At 38.9% G+C, this 15,154-nt stretch carries 16 protein-coding genes and 2 pseudogenes; 6 read left to right on the top strand and 12 right to left on the bottom strand.

Annotation, left to right across the window (positions count from 1 at the left end; genetic code table 11):
- Position 1: 1 nt before the first annotated feature.
- From QM857_RS06265 to rpsO, 11 genes are all read right to left on the bottom strand, one after another.
- Entirely contained in the window at positions 2-415 is a 414-nt protein-coding gene (locus QM857_RS06265; protein WP_314945907.1) for a hypothetical protein, read from the bottom strand.
- A gap of 156 nt (positions 416-571) precedes the next feature.
- Positions 572-778, bottom strand: coding sequence for a hypothetical protein (locus tag QM857_RS06260; RefSeq protein ID WP_049538195.1), 207 nt, complete (start codon positions 776-778; stop codon positions 572-574).
- A gap of 54 nt (positions 779-832) precedes the next feature.
- On the bottom strand, positions 833-1,600 hold the full coding sequence (gene pezT, locus QM857_RS06255; RefSeq protein WP_414275406.1) for a type II toxin-antitoxin system toxin PezT: 768 nt from the start codon (positions 1,598-1,600) through the stop codon (positions 833-835).
- Positions 1,600-2,076, bottom strand: a complete 477-nt coding sequence (gene pezA / locus QM857_RS06250) for a type II toxin-antitoxin system antitoxin PezA (RefSeq protein ID WP_414275405.1) — start codon at positions 2,074-2,076, stop codon at positions 1,600-1,602. Before pezA ends, pezT begins: the two co-directional genes overlap by 1 nt.
- Before the next feature lie 279 nt (positions 2,077-2,355).
- Positions 2,356-3,735 (bottom strand): VWA domain-containing protein, encoded by a 1,380-nt coding sequence (locus tag QM857_RS06245; RefSeq protein ID WP_414275404.1) that lies wholly within the window; start codon positions 3,733-3,735, stop codon positions 2,356-2,358.
- 236 nt (positions 3,736-3,971) lie between these two features.
- Positions 3,972-5,315 carry a DEAD/DEAH box helicase gene (locus QM857_RS06240; RefSeq protein WP_414275403.1) on the bottom strand — a complete coding sequence of 448 codons (1,344 nt, stop codon included), beginning with the start codon at positions 5,313-5,315 and terminating at the stop codon, positions 3,972-3,974.
- A 152-nt stretch (positions 5,316-5,467) separates the two neighbouring features.
- A complete protein-coding gene (locus QM857_RS06235) occupies positions 5,468-6,163 on the bottom strand; it encodes an alpha/beta hydrolase-fold protein (protein WP_414275402.1) in 696 nt (231 codons plus the stop codon).
- Positions 6,144-7,154: an ABC transporter substrate-binding protein gene (locus QM857_RS06230; RefSeq protein WP_414275401.1), complete on the bottom strand. Its 1,011-nt coding sequence runs from the start codon at positions 7,152-7,154 to the stop codon at positions 6,144-6,146. The genes QM857_RS06235 and QM857_RS06230 overlap by 20 nt, the downstream gene beginning before the upstream one ends.
- Before the next feature lie 18 nt (positions 7,155-7,172).
- Entirely contained in the window at positions 7,173-7,928 is a 756-nt protein-coding gene (locus QM857_RS06225) for an ABC transporter ATP-binding protein (RefSeq protein ID WP_414275400.1), read from the bottom strand.
- Position 7,929: 1 nt separating this feature from the next.
- On the bottom strand, positions 7,930-8,976 hold the full coding sequence (locus tag QM857_RS06220) for a FecCD family ABC transporter permease (RefSeq protein WP_414275399.1): 1,047 nt from the start codon (positions 8,974-8,976) through the stop codon (positions 7,930-7,932).
- A 432-nt stretch (positions 8,977-9,408) separates the two neighbouring features.
- On the bottom strand, positions 9,409-9,678 hold the full coding sequence (gene rpsO / locus QM857_RS06215; protein ID WP_001018251.1) for a 30S ribosomal protein S15: 270 nt from the start codon (positions 9,676-9,678) through the stop codon (positions 9,409-9,411).
- 205 nt (positions 9,679-9,883) lie between these two features.
- Here rpsO and QM857_RS06210 point away from each other — a divergent pair, with 205 nt between their 5' ends.
- The 6 genes and pseudogenes from QM857_RS06210 (at position 9,884) to QM857_RS06185 (ending at position 14,594) form a co-directional block, all read left to right on the top strand.
- Positions 9,884-10,255, top strand: coding sequence for a hypothetical protein (locus QM857_RS06210; protein ID WP_414275398.1), 372 nt, complete (start codon positions 9,884-9,886; stop codon positions 10,253-10,255).
- Between the two features lie 317 nt (positions 10,256-10,572).
- Positions 10,573-12,516: a threonine--tRNA ligase gene (gene thrS / locus QM857_RS06205; protein ID WP_414275397.1), complete on the top strand. Its 1,944-nt coding sequence runs from the start codon at positions 10,573-10,575 to the stop codon at positions 12,514-12,516.
- An 8-nt stretch (positions 12,517-12,524) separates the two neighbouring features.
- A pseudogene (locus QM857_RS06200) lies at positions 12,525-13,034 on the top strand (DNA alkylation repair protein); the annotation flags it as partial.
- A gap of 88 nt (positions 13,035-13,122) precedes the next feature.
- A complete protein-coding gene (locus tag QM857_RS06195) occupies positions 13,123-13,668 on the top strand; it encodes a DUF6609 family protein (protein ID WP_414272107.1) in 546 nt (181 codons plus the stop codon).
- Positions 13,669-14,016: 348 nt separating this feature from the next.
- Complete coding sequence (locus tag QM857_RS06190) at positions 14,017-14,241, top strand: hypothetical protein (RefSeq protein WP_303407028.1); 225 nt, start codon at positions 14,017-14,019, stop codon at positions 14,239-14,241.
- A gap of 158 nt (positions 14,242-14,399) precedes the next feature.
- Complete coding sequence (locus QM857_RS06185) at positions 14,400-14,594, top strand: hypothetical protein (protein WP_414275396.1); 195 nt, start codon at positions 14,400-14,402, stop codon at positions 14,592-14,594.
- Positions 14,595-14,882: 288 nt separating this feature from the next.
- Here the strand turns inward: QM857_RS06185 and QM857_RS06180 are convergent.
- Positions 14,883-15,154, bottom strand: a pseudogene (locus QM857_RS06180) (TIGR00341 family protein); the annotation flags it as partial.

Genomic DNA, 15,154 nt, shown 5'->3' with positions numbered 1-15,154 from the left:
CCTATTCACTTTTGAATTTGAAGTCATCGAATTCTCCCGTTGTTTTATTATAAACATAATGAATATTGATATTTTTCCCACTTGATGTTGAGACTTTCTTTTCCATCTTTACCCAACCCTCTGAAGAATGCCATCGCGTATCACCCATTTTTAGTTTAAGTTCAACTGCATTTTCTAAAGGATTAGACATCACTTCATGCATAGCCAACTGTTCTTGTAAATTTTTAGGTTCTGTTCTACCAGTACTTCCTCTTCCCAAGATATCAACTGGGTTTCCTATTCCCTTCCTATTATTTTTTCCACTTTCTGCTCCCCACTTCATACCATTACCAGTCGGAACACTAGAATTGTACTTAGCAACCTGTCTACCGGCAATCGCAGCCGTTACATCTTGAATCGGTGCAATCCACGGCACATATGGAGCGATAGCTTTCTCTATATCACTCGCTGGTGTCCCATCTATCTGACGATTTCATCCACAACATTATCTACAGTCGCAATTTCTATAAAATTTTTAGGCTATAGTGAAATTATCGTAGGAATCTATCCAAAACTCTAGAAAATTTTATTTTTAACCAAAGTAAAAAAATAAATCTTTACAAAAATCAATCTCCTCTTGAGTTAAATCTCCGTTTTTTTCTTTATCTAAACTATAGAGTACACCTCTCACAGTATTAACAGACTCTGCTTGCTCTAACATTTGTAAACGTATTTCAGGATTATCAATGTATTTAATAATAATATTACATAATTTTTCTTTAACATCATTATAATTCATATTAGTCACCTATAATATCTACTTTTTTAAATGTACTCATAAATTAGCCCTTCGTCACTTATCAATTTTCCCCAGCTCTCTCAATCGTTCCTGCCCCATTTTCAACATCTCTTCCTCCACCTTACTCCATTTTCCAAAGAGGCATTCTTGTAGAACTTCTGCTGCTGAGGTTTCGTCTACTTGCGAATCATAAACACACGATTGATCTCTTTGATAAATTTGAATTTGATTAAAAATCTTATCATTTTCTAACTCTCGTATGTTATCAACTATGTGTTCTACAATTCTATCATGGTGCTCTTTGGGAGTCGCTCTAGCTTGACTAGGATCTATGGCGTAGAGCTCCTCATAACGTATCAAAGTACTGAGATAGGACAATTCTGGCTTGGTCGCAATCAGTGCAAGTGAGACTTGATATCCTTCAGTTATCAATAATTGTGCCGTTTTTCTAGGAACTTCTGTTGTTCTCAAGGTGCCCTCGATTAATAAATGATATCCTTTTTTACTCAACTCATCTACAAGATATTCAACCATTTGTCCCGCGAATACTTTGGTATAATCCACACTATCTTTGCCATACTTTACCTGTAGGCCAAGGTAGTTCGGATGAAAAGATCGATAACTATCCCCATCAATGATAATGATATTACCTTGAAATTCCCTTTGTTTCACACGATGAATCGTTGTCTTACCAGCACCACTCTGTCCACCTAGCAAGATAGCCTTGGGCTGAGACGAAGTTGTTTTTCCACGAGTTAAAGAACGAACGAGTCGTTTGGATGCTCGTTCAAAATCATCTTGACTAAATTCTTCTAGTTTCATTAAGCCACCACTAGATGACTAGCTTGTTCTAGCATACGTTCAATGCCATCCAAATAGCCATTATATCGCTCCACATCCTCAAAAGTTGCAACAAGATAAATCTTCGTGTTAATCAAATCAGAAAGATCATCGCTCATTAGAACCCAAGGATTAGAAACATCGTCAAATGCAATTCCTTGTTCATCTTGAAAACGATAAAGTTGCGCTAAGATATTCGCCCCTCGTTCTTTAATCACTTCAATTTTCAGAGTTAACTGATAATCTTCTACTGGTGTGAGCATTTTTTCCTCCCCTACAATATCGACATAGGAAACATTAAATTTTTTGCAGATACGATCGATTAATTCTGTCGAAACTGAACTTGTCCCATTTTCATAACGACTCAGACTATTTCTAGAGATACCAACAATCTTTGCAAACTCAGGCTGCGTTAATTTATGTGCTTTACGTAACGTTTTTATATTTTCTCCAATCATGTAACTCCTCCTTTTATTTATTTCTATTATAGCACAAAAAATAAAAACGCACCAAAAATGGTGCGTTTTTATCTGTTGCATTGTTGCCAAACCAATCATCTAATACAATGGCTTTATCAAATAATCTATCTTATCTATTTTAAAGACAAATTTACCACAAAAACACACTGAAATACTTGTCTCAGTGTGTTTATTTCATTTTAGGATAACTTCATCAAAAAACACCTGATAAAAGCCAATAAAGCTCTACTTCAGGTGTTTTGTTTTTATTAATTTATCTTACTGTTCTTTTGATTTTCTGTTTCCTAGGGCTAATCCAAATCCAGCAAACAAGAGGCCAAGTCCCATGAGGCTTTGATTTCTTGTATCATTGCTTCCTGTTTCAGGAAGTTTAGCTGGTTCTGGTTTGTAAGCAGTAGGTGCTGGTTTAGGAGTTTCTTTCTGCTCCAAAACTGGCACAGTTGTACGACGTTCCAAGTAGAATTGGTAGCTGTCTTTTGTTACCTTGTACTGACGTCCCTCACCGACTGTTTCCACAATCCATGAAGCTGCGTCCTTAGTTAAAGAGTCAGCCAAGTTACTATCAATATCCATTAAACGTCCCTCAGACACAAAATCTTTAAAGTTTCGTTGATTATACAAGGTTGTCGCTACGATTCTATCAATACCAGCTTTTTTCAGAGTTGTTAATGTCTCAGCGATAGATGGAACTGACGGATCTTCTTTCATCCTAGCATCTGTTAACAACACCACAAACTTTTTATTTTTTGGTGACTTAGACCAGTCGTAAGCAGAAACAATCTTTGTAAGAGCAGGAGTTGCTGTTTCAGGAGAATCTCCCCCATGTGCAATCTTAATTTTTTCTAAAGCTTTTTCGAGTTCAACTGGATCTGTTGTAAAATAAGTCTCACCAAATTTCGTTAGAATTGTATCTTCGTCAGTTTTTCCTAATCGACGTCCGTATACTTCATCACTATATGTAGCTAATCCAAAACGTGCCGCTACTCCATCTTTGGCAAGATTTCTTGCAAACTCATTGACATTTTTACGAACAGTATTAATCGTTGAAGACATAGATCCTGAACGGTCAACAACAAAAACAATATCTGCTTCTCCTGCTTTTTTAACAGTTGGTGGTGTTTTAGTTATTTCCACAGTTGTTGTCTTGTCTACTCGTTCATACTGAGTATAAGAATTTCCATCTTTATCCTTAGCAGCTACAGTATTCTCTTTTGTCGTAGTTACAGGTTCTGGAATTTTTTCCACTTTTTCTGGAGCAATTTCAGTTTTAGTTACCTCAGCTACAGAGGTTTCAATATGGACTTTCTGATTGCCTTCTTGACTTTCTTTTACTTCGACAGCAGATTCTTTCTTTGAGACATCAATCAAATCCCCAGCTTTTGCTTCAGTTTCTTTGACAGTAGGTCTTGATTTTTCAGTTGCAATTTCTGCTTTAGCCTCCTCAATAGGCGATTTGACTTCTTCAACTACTTTTGGTGCCTCAGTTACCTTAGTAATTTCACTTGACGAAACTTTACTAGTTTCATCAGCCGAAACTTGTCCAAGTTGTGCAAAAGCAAAGAGGATAGCCACAGATGCCAATCCAACTTTCATTTTACGAAACGAAAAACGTTCTTGCTTAAACATTCCTTTTGCCATAATGACCTCTTTTCTTTAACAGATTTAATATTTTTTTAAAATCTGTTTTTTTTTTCAGGATAACATAAATCACTATAATTTACAAGCGTTTACTGGAGAGACTTTGTAACTAAAAAAAATAGTATCAACATTTAAAGATAATTTTTGTTTCAAGTTCCAAAGCATCATATCCTATAATTCTTATTTTATTGAGATTTTAAAAAACAGTAAAACCACTTGGTTCTACTGTTTGATGTTTAAAATGTTTGACGCTTAGCTTTACGTTCTGCACGTCCACGGGCACGACTTTCAGCACGCTTGGTCTTACGGCGTTTTTCATCGACAGCCCATTGGATTTTCTTCTTATAGCCTGGTTTGACTTTTTTCTTTTTCTTTTTAACCAAGCCAATCATTTCGATATCCAGTTTTTCCTGTTTCTTCTCACGATTGACACGACGATCACGGTCATAAGTGTCTTGGAACTCTCCATCTTTAACCACCTTAGGTACAAACTTGATTCCTAATTTCTCTAACTCACGAATATCAGAGTCATCGCTTGGCTGATAGAGGGTGATGGCTGTGCCTGGTAGACCATTACGTCCAGTTCGTCCAACACGGTGAACAAAGAAGGACAAGTCTTGTGGAATGGCATCATTGATAACGTGGCTGACACCCTCAATATCAATCCCACGCGCAGCCAGGTCAGTCGCAACAATATACTCAAAATCAAGGTTTTTCACCTGATTCATGATACGTTTACGTTCACGAGGAGCAATATCTCCATGGATCTTAGCCACCTTTAAGCCTTGAGCTGTTAGGTAGCTGTGCAATTCATCCGCACGAGTTTTTGTATTGACAAAAATCATGGCGAGATACGGCTGCATGACTTGAGTCAACTCATAAATCTGAGCGTTCTTGTCTCTACCCTTTGTCGAAATCAACCAGTTGTCAATGGTATCAGAGATAACTGTCTTGGTCTTGATTTTCTCCATGACAGGATTGGACAAGTATTTCTTCAAAAATGGTTGTAGTTTTTGTGGGATAGTAGCTGAAAAGACCATGAACTGCAAGTCTTTCGGAAGACTTCCTGCAATCTTATCAACTGTTTCCAAGAATCCCATATCCAAAGTCATGTCGGCTTCATCGACTACAAAGGTCTTAGCCTTGTGAATAGCAAGGTCACCAGACTTGACCAAATCATAAATACGACCTGGAGTTCCAATAACGATATGTGGTTGATTACTTGCTAATTTGTCAATCTGACGCGCCTTATCTGTTCCACCAACATAGTTCACAACACGAATCTCAACATCTGAATGAGCTGCAATTTGACGAGCCGCTTGGTAAATCTGTGTTGCTAACTCACGACTTGGAGCTGTAATAACCGCCTGCACACTGTCACTCTCTTCGTCCAATTGTTGGAAAATCGGTAACAAGAAAGTATGAGTCTTACCTGAACCTGTTTTTGATTCACCAACCAAGTCACGACCTGCTAGGACAATAGGAATTAACTTTTCCTGAACCTCGGTAGGAGTCGTAAATTTCAACTCCTCCAAGGCTTCTTCTATATATTTTTTAAATTTAAATTGTGTAAATGACATAATTTCCTCGATTCTATCTATCTACTCATTATACCATAATTTAGTCTATTACAGGGGATGGATTTCCGTCAAGAATAATACCATGAACATTTTAACAACCAAGCATACATAAGAAACACTCCTAGTTACAAGGAACAAGGAGTGTTATAGGGTTACTTAAGCTTCCATTCGTCTCTCAGCCAATCACAAAAATAGTGATAACGTTCCTTAAGAGCTTCATGATGCCCATAAGCATCAAATGTGCAATAAGTCGAAGGGACTTTCTCTGAAATCAGATCATGTAGATCTCTGGCATAAATAGGAGCCTGAGACAGACGATTGGAATGATTGGCACCTTCTGTCTGACCATTTTGCAAATAAATCAGGCTTTGATTCTGTATCAAGTCATGTTCCCCACAATATTCTGTAAATTCAGGATACCAGAAGGAACCACAGATAGAAAAGATACAGGTCGCAGGAAGATAACTACTATAGAGACTATAGACGGCAGCAAGACCACCCAGTGAATAGCCGCCATAAGCAATTCGACTTTCATCAATCAAGTAGTCTTTCTTTAGAATTTTTAAAATTCCTTGAAATAGCTTTTGATGGTATTGGTCTACCTTCCCACCAAAATCTGGAACCCCCTCTTTCAATGCATTAGACTGCCAGGGTGTAAAGTCATCCAGACGATTTTCTGGAATCAAACCCACCAAAATCACAGATTGGGATAGGTCTGACAAATAGTCCAATTGTCCATCATTTAAAAGAATCATTGGGTAGGCTTGTTGAGGATCATAGTTTGAAGGAAGACTGACCCTAACTCGAATCCCTTCCCAGTTAAACTCCTTATTTCTTGATAAAGTCATTGATTTTCTCAAGGGAATCAATCACTGCAGGACCGTAATCCATCAGCTCATCGTAAGAGATAGTCATGATTTTTTGATTTTTGATTGCTGGGACATTTTCCAAAACAGCATTTGCCTTCATCAAATCCACTGCTTTTTCATCTAACTTTTGATTACGATCGCTGGTTACATAGATAATCAACTCTGGATCCATTGATACTAGATTTTCCAAAGTCAAACCAGAAGTTCCTGTTGCAACATTGGTATAACCAAGTTGGTTAAGCAAACTTTCTTGTAGGGCTGACTTGTAGGCACCAAAGGTTTCATCATTGTAGGCCACCATAATCAGAGCTTTTTTCTTTTCACCCTGTGTTTCTGGGTTTGCTTTTTTAACCGCATCGATTTTAGCTTGTAATTGTTCTGCGTATTGATTCGCCTTGTCTTGGACATTGAAAATGGTACCAAGATTCTTCACATCTTCTACGATATTTCCTAAATCTTGTTGGATAGTTGAAAGTGAAGCTTTTTGCGTATAAACAGGGATTTTGTTTTCATTCCAAGCACTAATGGTTCCCATTGACTTTTCAGAAAACATCATGTTGCGTCCCATCAAGGCATCTGGTTCATAAGAAAGAACTGTTTCTTGTGAGACAGATTTTTTATCGCCAATGTGAGGGATGGCTTCAATAGCGTCCTTGTATTTACCAGTTACCGCATTATCAGGATTGAGCATACCGGCAATTTTATCCTGCAAACCGAGTTCAAGTAGGATTTCAGTTGTTGAGAGGTTGTTGGTGATGACCTTTTCAGGTGCCTTTTCAAAGACTTGTTCGACTTCGTTTCCTTTAGCATCATAAGTCTTGATTGTTACAGGATAGCTGGTTTCTGTATTAGCTTTTTGACTGGCTTCTGTTGTAGTTGGTGCAGATGCTGTTTCTTTAGATGTGTTGCCACAAGCTGCCAAAGATAAGGTAGCTACTGTTACGAGCAAAATACTGAGTGATTTTTTCATGTTAATTTCCTTTAAATCTTATAAATAGTGAATCATGGCTTGCTGATCTTCTGTCCAAGTTACCTTACTTTGAACGCCATAAACAGCCTGCAATGACTCGGGTGTGATGGTCTCTTTTGGAGTACCTTGGTAAACAATCTCCCCTTCTTTCATTAGATAGAGATAGTCTGAATAGCGACAAGCCAGCTGAATATCATGCAAGACAGCTAGCACATTGATCTGGAGATTTTTGACAATGGTCAATAAGTCTAGCTGATACTTGATATCCAAATGATTGGTCGGCTCATCTAAGAGCAAGAGGGTCGGCTCTTGGGCCAAGGCGCGTGCTAACAGAACCCGCTGCTTCTCTCCTCCTGATAAAGAAGAGTAGAGTCGATTTCTCTTTTCGAGCATATCTACCTTGACCAAAGCATCCTCAACCAAAGCAAAGTCTTTGTCTTTTTCCTTTTGCAAGAAAGAGAGATGGGGAGTTCTGCCCAGCATGACAATCTCCTCAACCGTACAATCAAACTGAAGTTGATTAAACTGCGTGATGACTGCCATCTGCTTTGCCGTTTCTTTGACGCTCATTTGGTCTAGGGGCTTCCCATCTAAAGAAATCAATCCCTGATTCGGCTTTTCCTGTCGATAGAAGAGTTTCAGCAAGCTGGTCTTTCCACTTCCATTTGGTCCCAAAATAGTATGAAATTGGTTTCCCTCAAGTTTAAGTGAGACTCCTTTGAGAATCTTTTTTTCTCCGATTCCAAAGTGAATATCCTGGCACATTAAGTCCATATCAGACTCTCACCTCCCTTCGTCTACTTGCAACCATGTAAATAAAGAAAGGTGCACCTACTAGGGCCGTGAAAATTCCAATCGGTAGTTCAGCATTTTGAAACAAAATGCGAGCAAAGACATCTGCCCAAACGACAAAGAGGGCGCCTAGTAAGGTTGCTATCGGAAAAAGTCTTCTATAATTTGTACCAACCAAACTTCGGGCCAAATGTGGTGTAATCAAACCGACAAAACCGATGATCCCACAAGTCGAAACTAGGACTGCTGTCATTACAGCTACAATCGTCACATAGAGATACCAATAAAAACGCAAGGGAATTCCCAAAGTCAAAGCCGCCTCATCTCCCATCATCATGGCATTGAAAACACGATATTGTGTAGAGAAAAATAAAAAAGCGATTCCCACGATTATAGTTGGCAAGGTTAAGTGAGCCCATGAGATCCCCGCTAAAGAACCCATGGTCCAAAACTTGATGGTCATAACGCTATCAGCATTGGCACCGATTGAGATAATAAAGTTTGAAAAAGCCAAAAAGAGAGCATTAACTACCGTCCCTGATAAAATGAGACTGGAAGTTGTCATCCTACCTTGCATGGATGCAATGAGAAGGACTGCAACTGTCGCCAAAATCGCACCAATGAAAGAACCAAGTCCAATCATGACTTTAAAACCAAGAATTATACTCAAAGTCGCACCAAAAGTTGCACCGGCAGAAATACCTAACACATATGGCTCTGCAATTGGATTATTGACCGTTGACTGCATAACGCTACCACACATGGAAAGGCCTGCACCAACTATCAAACCAAGAAAAACCCGGGGTAACCTCATATTCCAAACAATAGCAAGTGTAGATTTTGAAATGTCTCCTATATCCAACGGAGCTCCCATCTTACTCAATATAATCCGATAGGTATCACTTAAACTAATTTGAACAGAACCCATAGAAACAGCAAAAAATAGAGAAACTCCCAATGCTACAAGCAAAAAAGCTAGCAGAAAAAAATATCGCAGGTTTTGATGGCTTCCAGAAAATTTGGAAAGCATGAAACCCTCCCTTAATCAAATATTAAAAATTTAGACAATTTTCATAATTAGTATACCACATTTCTAAATCAGGGACAAGACTAGAAAAATGCACACAAAAAAGCCATCTGAAGTCAGAGAGCTTATTTGAGCTCGGGCTAAAATCCTAGTGAAAAAGATAAAACTCCTTGTGTTCATTGAACACTGTGTCCTTTCCCTATTTTCATACGGATTTTTAACGCCCTTAGCATCATGATTCTTGCTGGATAAAACGTTTATAGACTAGGCGACAAGCCAAAGATTGTACAAAAATGTTAGTGAAACAAAAAATCTCCCCGAAGGGAGATCATTCTGGTTTATTTTACCTTACAGTGCTAGGAACCGTAACCGAAGATTATACTTGAGTATATCGAGGTAAGGTGACAACGCAATGTAAGTGGAAAATAAAGCAGATTAACGACGAAGTCCTAGAGAGTTAATCAACTCACGGTAACGGTTAACGTCGTTTTTACGCAAGTATGCAAGCAAGTTACGACGGCGACCGATTTTCTTCATCAAACCACGGTAAGTAGCGTGGTCTTTTTTGTGTTGTTTGATGTGTTCGTTAAGGTGGTTGATTTCCCAAGTAAGGACAGCAACTTGAACCTCTACTGAACCAGTGTCACCTTCGTGACGTGCGTATTGTGCAATGATTTCATTTTTTTTCTCTTTTGAGATTGCCATGATGTTTCTCCTTTTTATTTGGCTTCATCCGAGTGACAGGTTGGCATGCCTGTAACCAAGAAGAAGTTATTTGTCTTTACGACAGTTCTTATTCTACCAATAACTAACTTCTTTGTCAACTGATTTACTAATCTTACCGCAAATGTGCTATAATATTCATAGGAAGGACATCTAAGTTGATAGTTTTATAACGAGGTGATTGATCATGCGTAAATTCTTCAAATATCTCCCCTACTATCTGGTCGTATTTTTCTTTTATTGTCCACTTTATGGATTATTTATACTACTATCATCGAATCCTGATTTAACAGGCCTCTATCTTCTAAATATATTCATCATTTCGCCTGTTGTAGTTTTTATAGTCTCTCTTCTTTATAGCTACCGTTTTGGTTTTTCACTGCATTGGCTTTTAGGTAGTTGCTTACTCTATGGCTTTACTATCATTCCTTTCAGAGAATTTATCATTGTTTATTTCCTAGCCTATGAAATTCTTATTCTACTAGGTACAGTTATTGGTGCCGTTATCAGGTATCTAATGCAAGAACTGAAAAACAAAAAACTTTCACAAAATCCTTGAAAAATCTCACAATCATGCTATAATAATGCATAGAGACAAGTCACTTAGAACCTTTCTACAAGAGAGTGCGTGGTTGCTGAGAACGCATAGGAAGACTATACTGATACTACTCTACTGACTTTTATGCAAACATAAAACGGTGGCCACGTTAGAGCCAATCAGAGGTGTCCCTCTTTTTTGAGGAACATAAATGAAGGTGGAACCACGTTGCGACGTCCTTTTTGGATGTCGCTTTTTATTTTTCTTGATTTAAGCCTGCAAAATAGGGAAACACTTCTGCTATAGAAATAATGGATAGTCAATATAAGGAGAAAATCATGATTCAAATTACTTTCCCAGATGGCGCTGTTCGTGAATTCGAATCCGGCGTTACTACTTTTGAAATTGCCCAATCCATCAGCAATTCTCTAGCTAAAAAAGCTCTTGCTGGTAAATTTAACGGCAAACTCATCGACACAACTCGTGCCATCACCGAAGACGGAAGCATCGAAATTGTGACACCTGATCACGAAGATGCTCTTCCAATCTTACGTCACTCCGCCGCCCACTTGTTTGCTCAAGCAGCTCGTCGCCTCTTCCCAGATATCCACTTGGGTGTCGGTCCAGCGATCGAAGATGGTTTCTACTACGATACAGACAACCAAACGGGTCAAATCTCTAACGAAGATCTTCCTCGTATCGAAGAAGAAATGCAAAAAATCGTTAAAGAAAACTTCCCATCTATTCGTGAAGAAGTGACCAAAGATGAAGCGCGTGAAATCTTCAAAAATGATCCATACAAATTGGAATTGATCGAAGAGCACTCAGAAGATGAAGGTGGTTTGACTATCTACCGTCAAGGTGAGTATGTAGACCTTTGCCGTGGCCCACACGTCCCATCAACTGGTCGTATCCAAATCTTCCACCTTTTGAATGTGGCAGGTGCTTACTGGCGTGGAAATAGCGACAATGCGATGATGCAACGGATTTACGGTACCGCTTGGTTCGACAAGAAAGACTTGAAGAACTACCTTCAAATGCGTAAAGAAGCTAAAGAGCGTGACCACCGTAAACTTGGGAAAGAGCTTGATTTGTTCATGATTTCTCAAGAAGTTGGTCAAGGTCTTCCATTCTGGTTGCCAAATGGTGCCACTATCCGTCGTGAATTGGAACGCTACATCGTCGACAAGGAAATCGCTGCTGGTTACCAACACGTCTACACTCCACCAATTGCCTCAGTAGAACTTTACAAGACTTCTGGTCACTGGGATCACTACCGTGAAGATATGTTTCCACCAATGGATATGGGGGATGGAGAAGAGTTTGTTCTTCGTCCAATGAACTGTCCTCACCACATCGAAGTTTACAAACACCATGTGCACTCTTACCGCGAATTGCCAATCCGTATCGCTGAAATCGGTATGATGCACCGTTATGAAAAATCTGGTGCCCTTACAGGACTTCAACGTGTGCGTGAAATGTCTCTGAATGATGGCCATACCTTTGTGGCTCCAGAACAAATCGAGGAAGAATTCAAGAAGATCCTTCAATTGATCATCGATGTGTATGAAGACTTTAACTTGACAGATTATCGTTTCCGCTTGTCTTACCGTGATCCTGAAGACAAACACAAATACTTTGACAACGATGAAATGTGGGAAAATGCTCAACGCATGTTGAAAGCAGCCGTTGATGATATGGGTGTTGAGTACTATGAAGCTGAAGGGGAAGCAGCCTTCTACGGACCAAAATTGGATATCCAAGTGAAAACAGCTCTTGGTAAAGAAGAAACTCTTTCAACTATCCAATTGGACTTCTTGCTTCCAGAACGCTTTGATCTTCATTACATTGGAGCAGACGGGGAAGAACACCGTCCAGTTATGATTCACCGTGGTGTTATCTCAACGATGGAACGCTTTACAGCTATCTTGATTGAAAACTACAAGGGTGCCTTCCCAACATGGCTGGCACCACATCAAGTAACCCTTATCCCAGTTTCTAACGAAAAACACGTTGACTACGCTTGGGAAGTAGCGAAGAAACTCCGTGACCGTGGTGTCCGTGCTGATGTGGATGAACGTAATGAGAAAATGCAGTTCAAGATCCGTGCTTCACAAACTAGCAAGATTCCTTACCAATTGATCGTTGGTGACAAGGAAATGGAAGATGGAACTGTCAACGTTCGTCGCTATGGACAAAAAGAAACGAACACTGTATCAGTAGATGAATTTGTAGCAACTATCCTAGCTGATATCGCTAACAAATCTCGTGTTGAGAAATAAAACGATTACAGTCTGGGGTGTATCAGGTTCGAATGTACGGAGTCTTCCTTTTTGGCTATTTATCACAGAAAGAGGAAGTTCTCACCTTTTTGAGAGAAGAGGTTTCCAAGGACGATAACTGGAGAGTGCAAGAAGTGTTAGCGAAGGCGTTCGACGAGTACTGTAAAAAAGTCAGCTATGAAAAAGCACTTCCCGTCATCGACGAGTGGCTAACCCATCCGCGTTCCAATACAAGACGAGCGGTCACAGAAGGCTTACGAATCTGGACGAGCCGGCCGTATTTTAAAGAACATCCCCATGAAGCCATCCGAAGAATTGCCGCCCTCAAAGAAGACGAAAGCGAGTATGTCCGAAAATCTGTTGGCAATGCCCTTCGAGATATTAGCAAGAAGTACCCTGCGTTCATAAAGGCTGAATTAGAAACATGGACTCTCGATTCTAAAGCAATTCAGCAAGTGTATCAATTGGCGAGCAAGTTTTTATCAAAAGAGCATGACTTTAGTAATGGCAATCCATGACAAAAGTGCGACGGATTGACATCCGTTTTTTACAGGAGTAAAATAGAGGATGTCGTTAAAAGTTTCAAAGTTAACTGGAGGAATACGTATGTCATTTTTAGGTTATAACAAAGGAGAAACATTAGAATTTAACTACAAAAAGGCGTGTGGCTTATGGCTCATCGCAGTCGCATTCGTAATTGCACTTGCGACAGTTGTAGGTGGCGAACAAATCATTAATATGCAGGTTTTCAGTATCGGGTATATGGTGAGCTTCTTTTCCATTAATCTGAATAAAAAAGTCCTTCATAAGTTTTCAGAAGGCCCTTCAACGCCTTTCCAACGAAAAGTGTCGTTATACTCGGTGATTCTCTTATTTATTTTGCTAGTACTTTTAGGAGGTCCGTTTTTTGAATCAGAGAACTGGAGACTTATCTGGCTAGGCGCACTCCTTGCGACAGGAATTCATTTCTTACCGTACTACTTCGTTCATGGGAAATCAATGATCTTCCTAGGGTTGGCATGTGTGATTAACGCAGCATTCGGATACCTTTCTCCGCAAACATCCCTCGTGACCATCGCTTATATTGATGCCTTTATTAAATTAGCCTTTGGAGTTTACTTATTCTTCTTATCTAAACCATCCAAAGCATAAATTCATTGCCATTTACAAACAGCAAATCAATTTGGTTTGCTGTTTTTTTGATAAGGTTGATTTCTACGGAACTTTGCGGATTTCTACATAATAGCTGTAACGTTGCACCGGTGCAAGCCTTCGTCTTGCACCTTTAAAGCTTCAAAGTAGGAGTACACCCGAAAGCGGGTTACTCCTACTAATTCACATTTAATGCGTAACGCGTTACTGCTATTATAGAATCCGCAGTTCCTTCGAAATCAACCAAGCCATGACTTTAGTAATCCAAATCAATGACCAAAGTGCCTATTGCACGACTCCTTAAAGTGGTTTAATAAAGACAAGGAATACAGTTAAGGAGCGATTCACATGAAAATCAACATCAAAAAACAAGACACAAACCAACTTACAAAAGACCTAATGATTGTAGCGCTCGTCGTCAATGCATTAGCCCTTGTCATGCACCTGGTTTTAAACGTTTTTACAGGCCAAGCATTAATCCCTGTACTCACAAGCCAATTTATCTTTATCCTTCTCCCGATCATGTACCTAGTAGAGGATGCTAAGAAAAATAAAGAATCGGACAACCGGTAAATTGCTAAGAAGGACTATTCACAGATGATTTCTAGGAGTATAATTGGTGTATAGATAAATAATAAATGATGAGATTTTACCACGTTAGCAAGTTGATGAAGCAATTACGTCGTAAGTAGTGTAGGTTTTGTAGCGTTGTTTAAGGGGTGGAATAGGATATGTCAAAATTAACTTATGGGATTTTCTTAGGTTTAATTTTAGGTTTATTTTTGTCAATTGTTGTTTATTTCTTTGCACCTGATTTATATCCGGTTTATCCGAATGTACTGTCGGTATTCTTTTTTGTAGCTGTGGCTTCAGCTATCTTGATAGTTATTTTTAGAAAATTAAAATACAAAAATCACTCTGAATAGAGTGGTCAGAACGTAGACAAACGTCATTTTTGGCGTTTGTCTTTTTGTTGTATTTTCGAAATGATTTGCTTTATCATCTGTTATTCCATCCAAAAATCGGATTTAGAACAAGATAAAAAAGGATATTTGCTATCCATTTCACCAATTTTTTGATATTTCAACATGCTATCGTAATTGGTCAAACCACCACAAATGGAATCTTCATCAACAATTCTTTTATCCATTAACTTTTGGATATAGGATATCCTCCCAAGATTTGCTTCCATGAGTTAGATAAGGTCAATATTCTCAGTCCTTGTCTGCCTCAATTTCTTTTACGATGTCATCTTGTGAATCTTTTTCAGAGAGTTTTTGATCGATATACTTGTCAATGTTTTCGTAAAATTCCTTGATCGTCTCACTATCTAATTTTGTCGAATTGTTGAATTGCTTGACTTTCAATTGAACAGATTGAATACCGTAAGAGGCTTGCTTTTGGCTAATGGTTTCTAATTCTTCTTCTGAAATCGGATCTCCAACAACTGTCAAGACTAATTCATTGCTACTTGACTTGTAGACTT

Source organism: Streptococcus infantis (assembly GCF_047463315.1).
Taxonomy (GTDB): domain Bacteria; phylum Bacillota; class Bacilli; order Lactobacillales; family Streptococcaceae; genus Streptococcus; species Streptococcus infantis_AB.
The sequence above is the reverse complement of the archived record's forward strand: the minus strand, read 5'-3'. Positions and strand labels throughout refer to the sequence as shown.

Excerpts from the sequence above, each read along its gene's own strand:
- QM857_RS06260 (WP_049538195.1), bottom strand. The coding sequence starts at position 778 with ATGAATTATAATGATGTTAAAGAAAAATTATGTAATATTATTATTAAA.
- pezT (WP_414275406.1), bottom strand. The coding sequence starts at position 1,600 with ATGAAACTAGAAGAATTTAGTCAAGATGATTTTGAACGAGCATCCAAA.
- pezA (WP_414275405.1), bottom strand. The coding sequence starts at position 2,076 with ATGATTGGAGAAAATATAAAAACGTTACGTAAAGCACATAAATTAACG.
- QM857_RS06245 (WP_414275404.1), bottom strand. The coding sequence starts at position 3,735 with ATGGCAAAAGGAATGTTTAAGCAAGAACGTTTTTCGTTTCGTAAAATG.
- QM857_RS06240 (WP_414275403.1), bottom strand. The coding sequence starts at position 5,315 with ATGTCATTTACACAATTTAAATTTAAAAAATATATAGAAGAAGCCTTG.
- QM857_RS06235 (WP_414275402.1), bottom strand. The coding sequence starts at position 6,163 with ATGACTTTATCAAGAAATAAGGAGTTTAACTGGGAAGGGATTCGAGTT.
- QM857_RS06230 (WP_414275401.1), bottom strand. The coding sequence starts at position 7,154 with ATGAAAAAATCACTCAGTATTTTGCTCGTAACAGTAGCTACCTTATCT.
- QM857_RS06225 (WP_414275400.1), bottom strand. The coding sequence starts at position 7,928 with ATGGACTTAATGTGCCAGGATATTCACTTTGGAATCGGAGAAAAAAAG.
- QM857_RS06220 (WP_414275399.1), bottom strand. The coding sequence starts at position 8,976 with ATGCTTTCCAAATTTTCTGGAAGCCATCAAAACCTGCGATATTTTTTT.
- rpsO (WP_001018251.1), bottom strand. The coding sequence starts at position 9,678 with ATGGCAATCTCAAAAGAGAAAAAAAATGAAATCATTGCACAATACGCA.
- QM857_RS06210 (WP_414275398.1), top strand. The coding sequence starts at position 9,884 with ATGCGTAAATTCTTCAAATATCTCCCCTACTATCTGGTCGTATTTTTC.
- thrS (WP_414275397.1), top strand. The coding sequence starts at position 10,573 with ATGATTCAAATTACTTTCCCAGATGGCGCTGTTCGTGAATTCGAATCC.
- QM857_RS06195 (WP_414272107.1), top strand. The coding sequence starts at position 13,123 with ATGTCATTTTTAGGTTATAACAAAGGAGAAACATTAGAATTTAACTAC.
- QM857_RS06190 (WP_303407028.1), top strand. The coding sequence starts at position 14,017 with ATGAAAATCAACATCAAAAAACAAGACACAAACCAACTTACAAAAGAC.
- QM857_RS06185 (WP_414275396.1), top strand. The coding sequence starts at position 14,400 with ATGTCAAAATTAACTTATGGGATTTTCTTAGGTTTAATTTTAGGTTTA.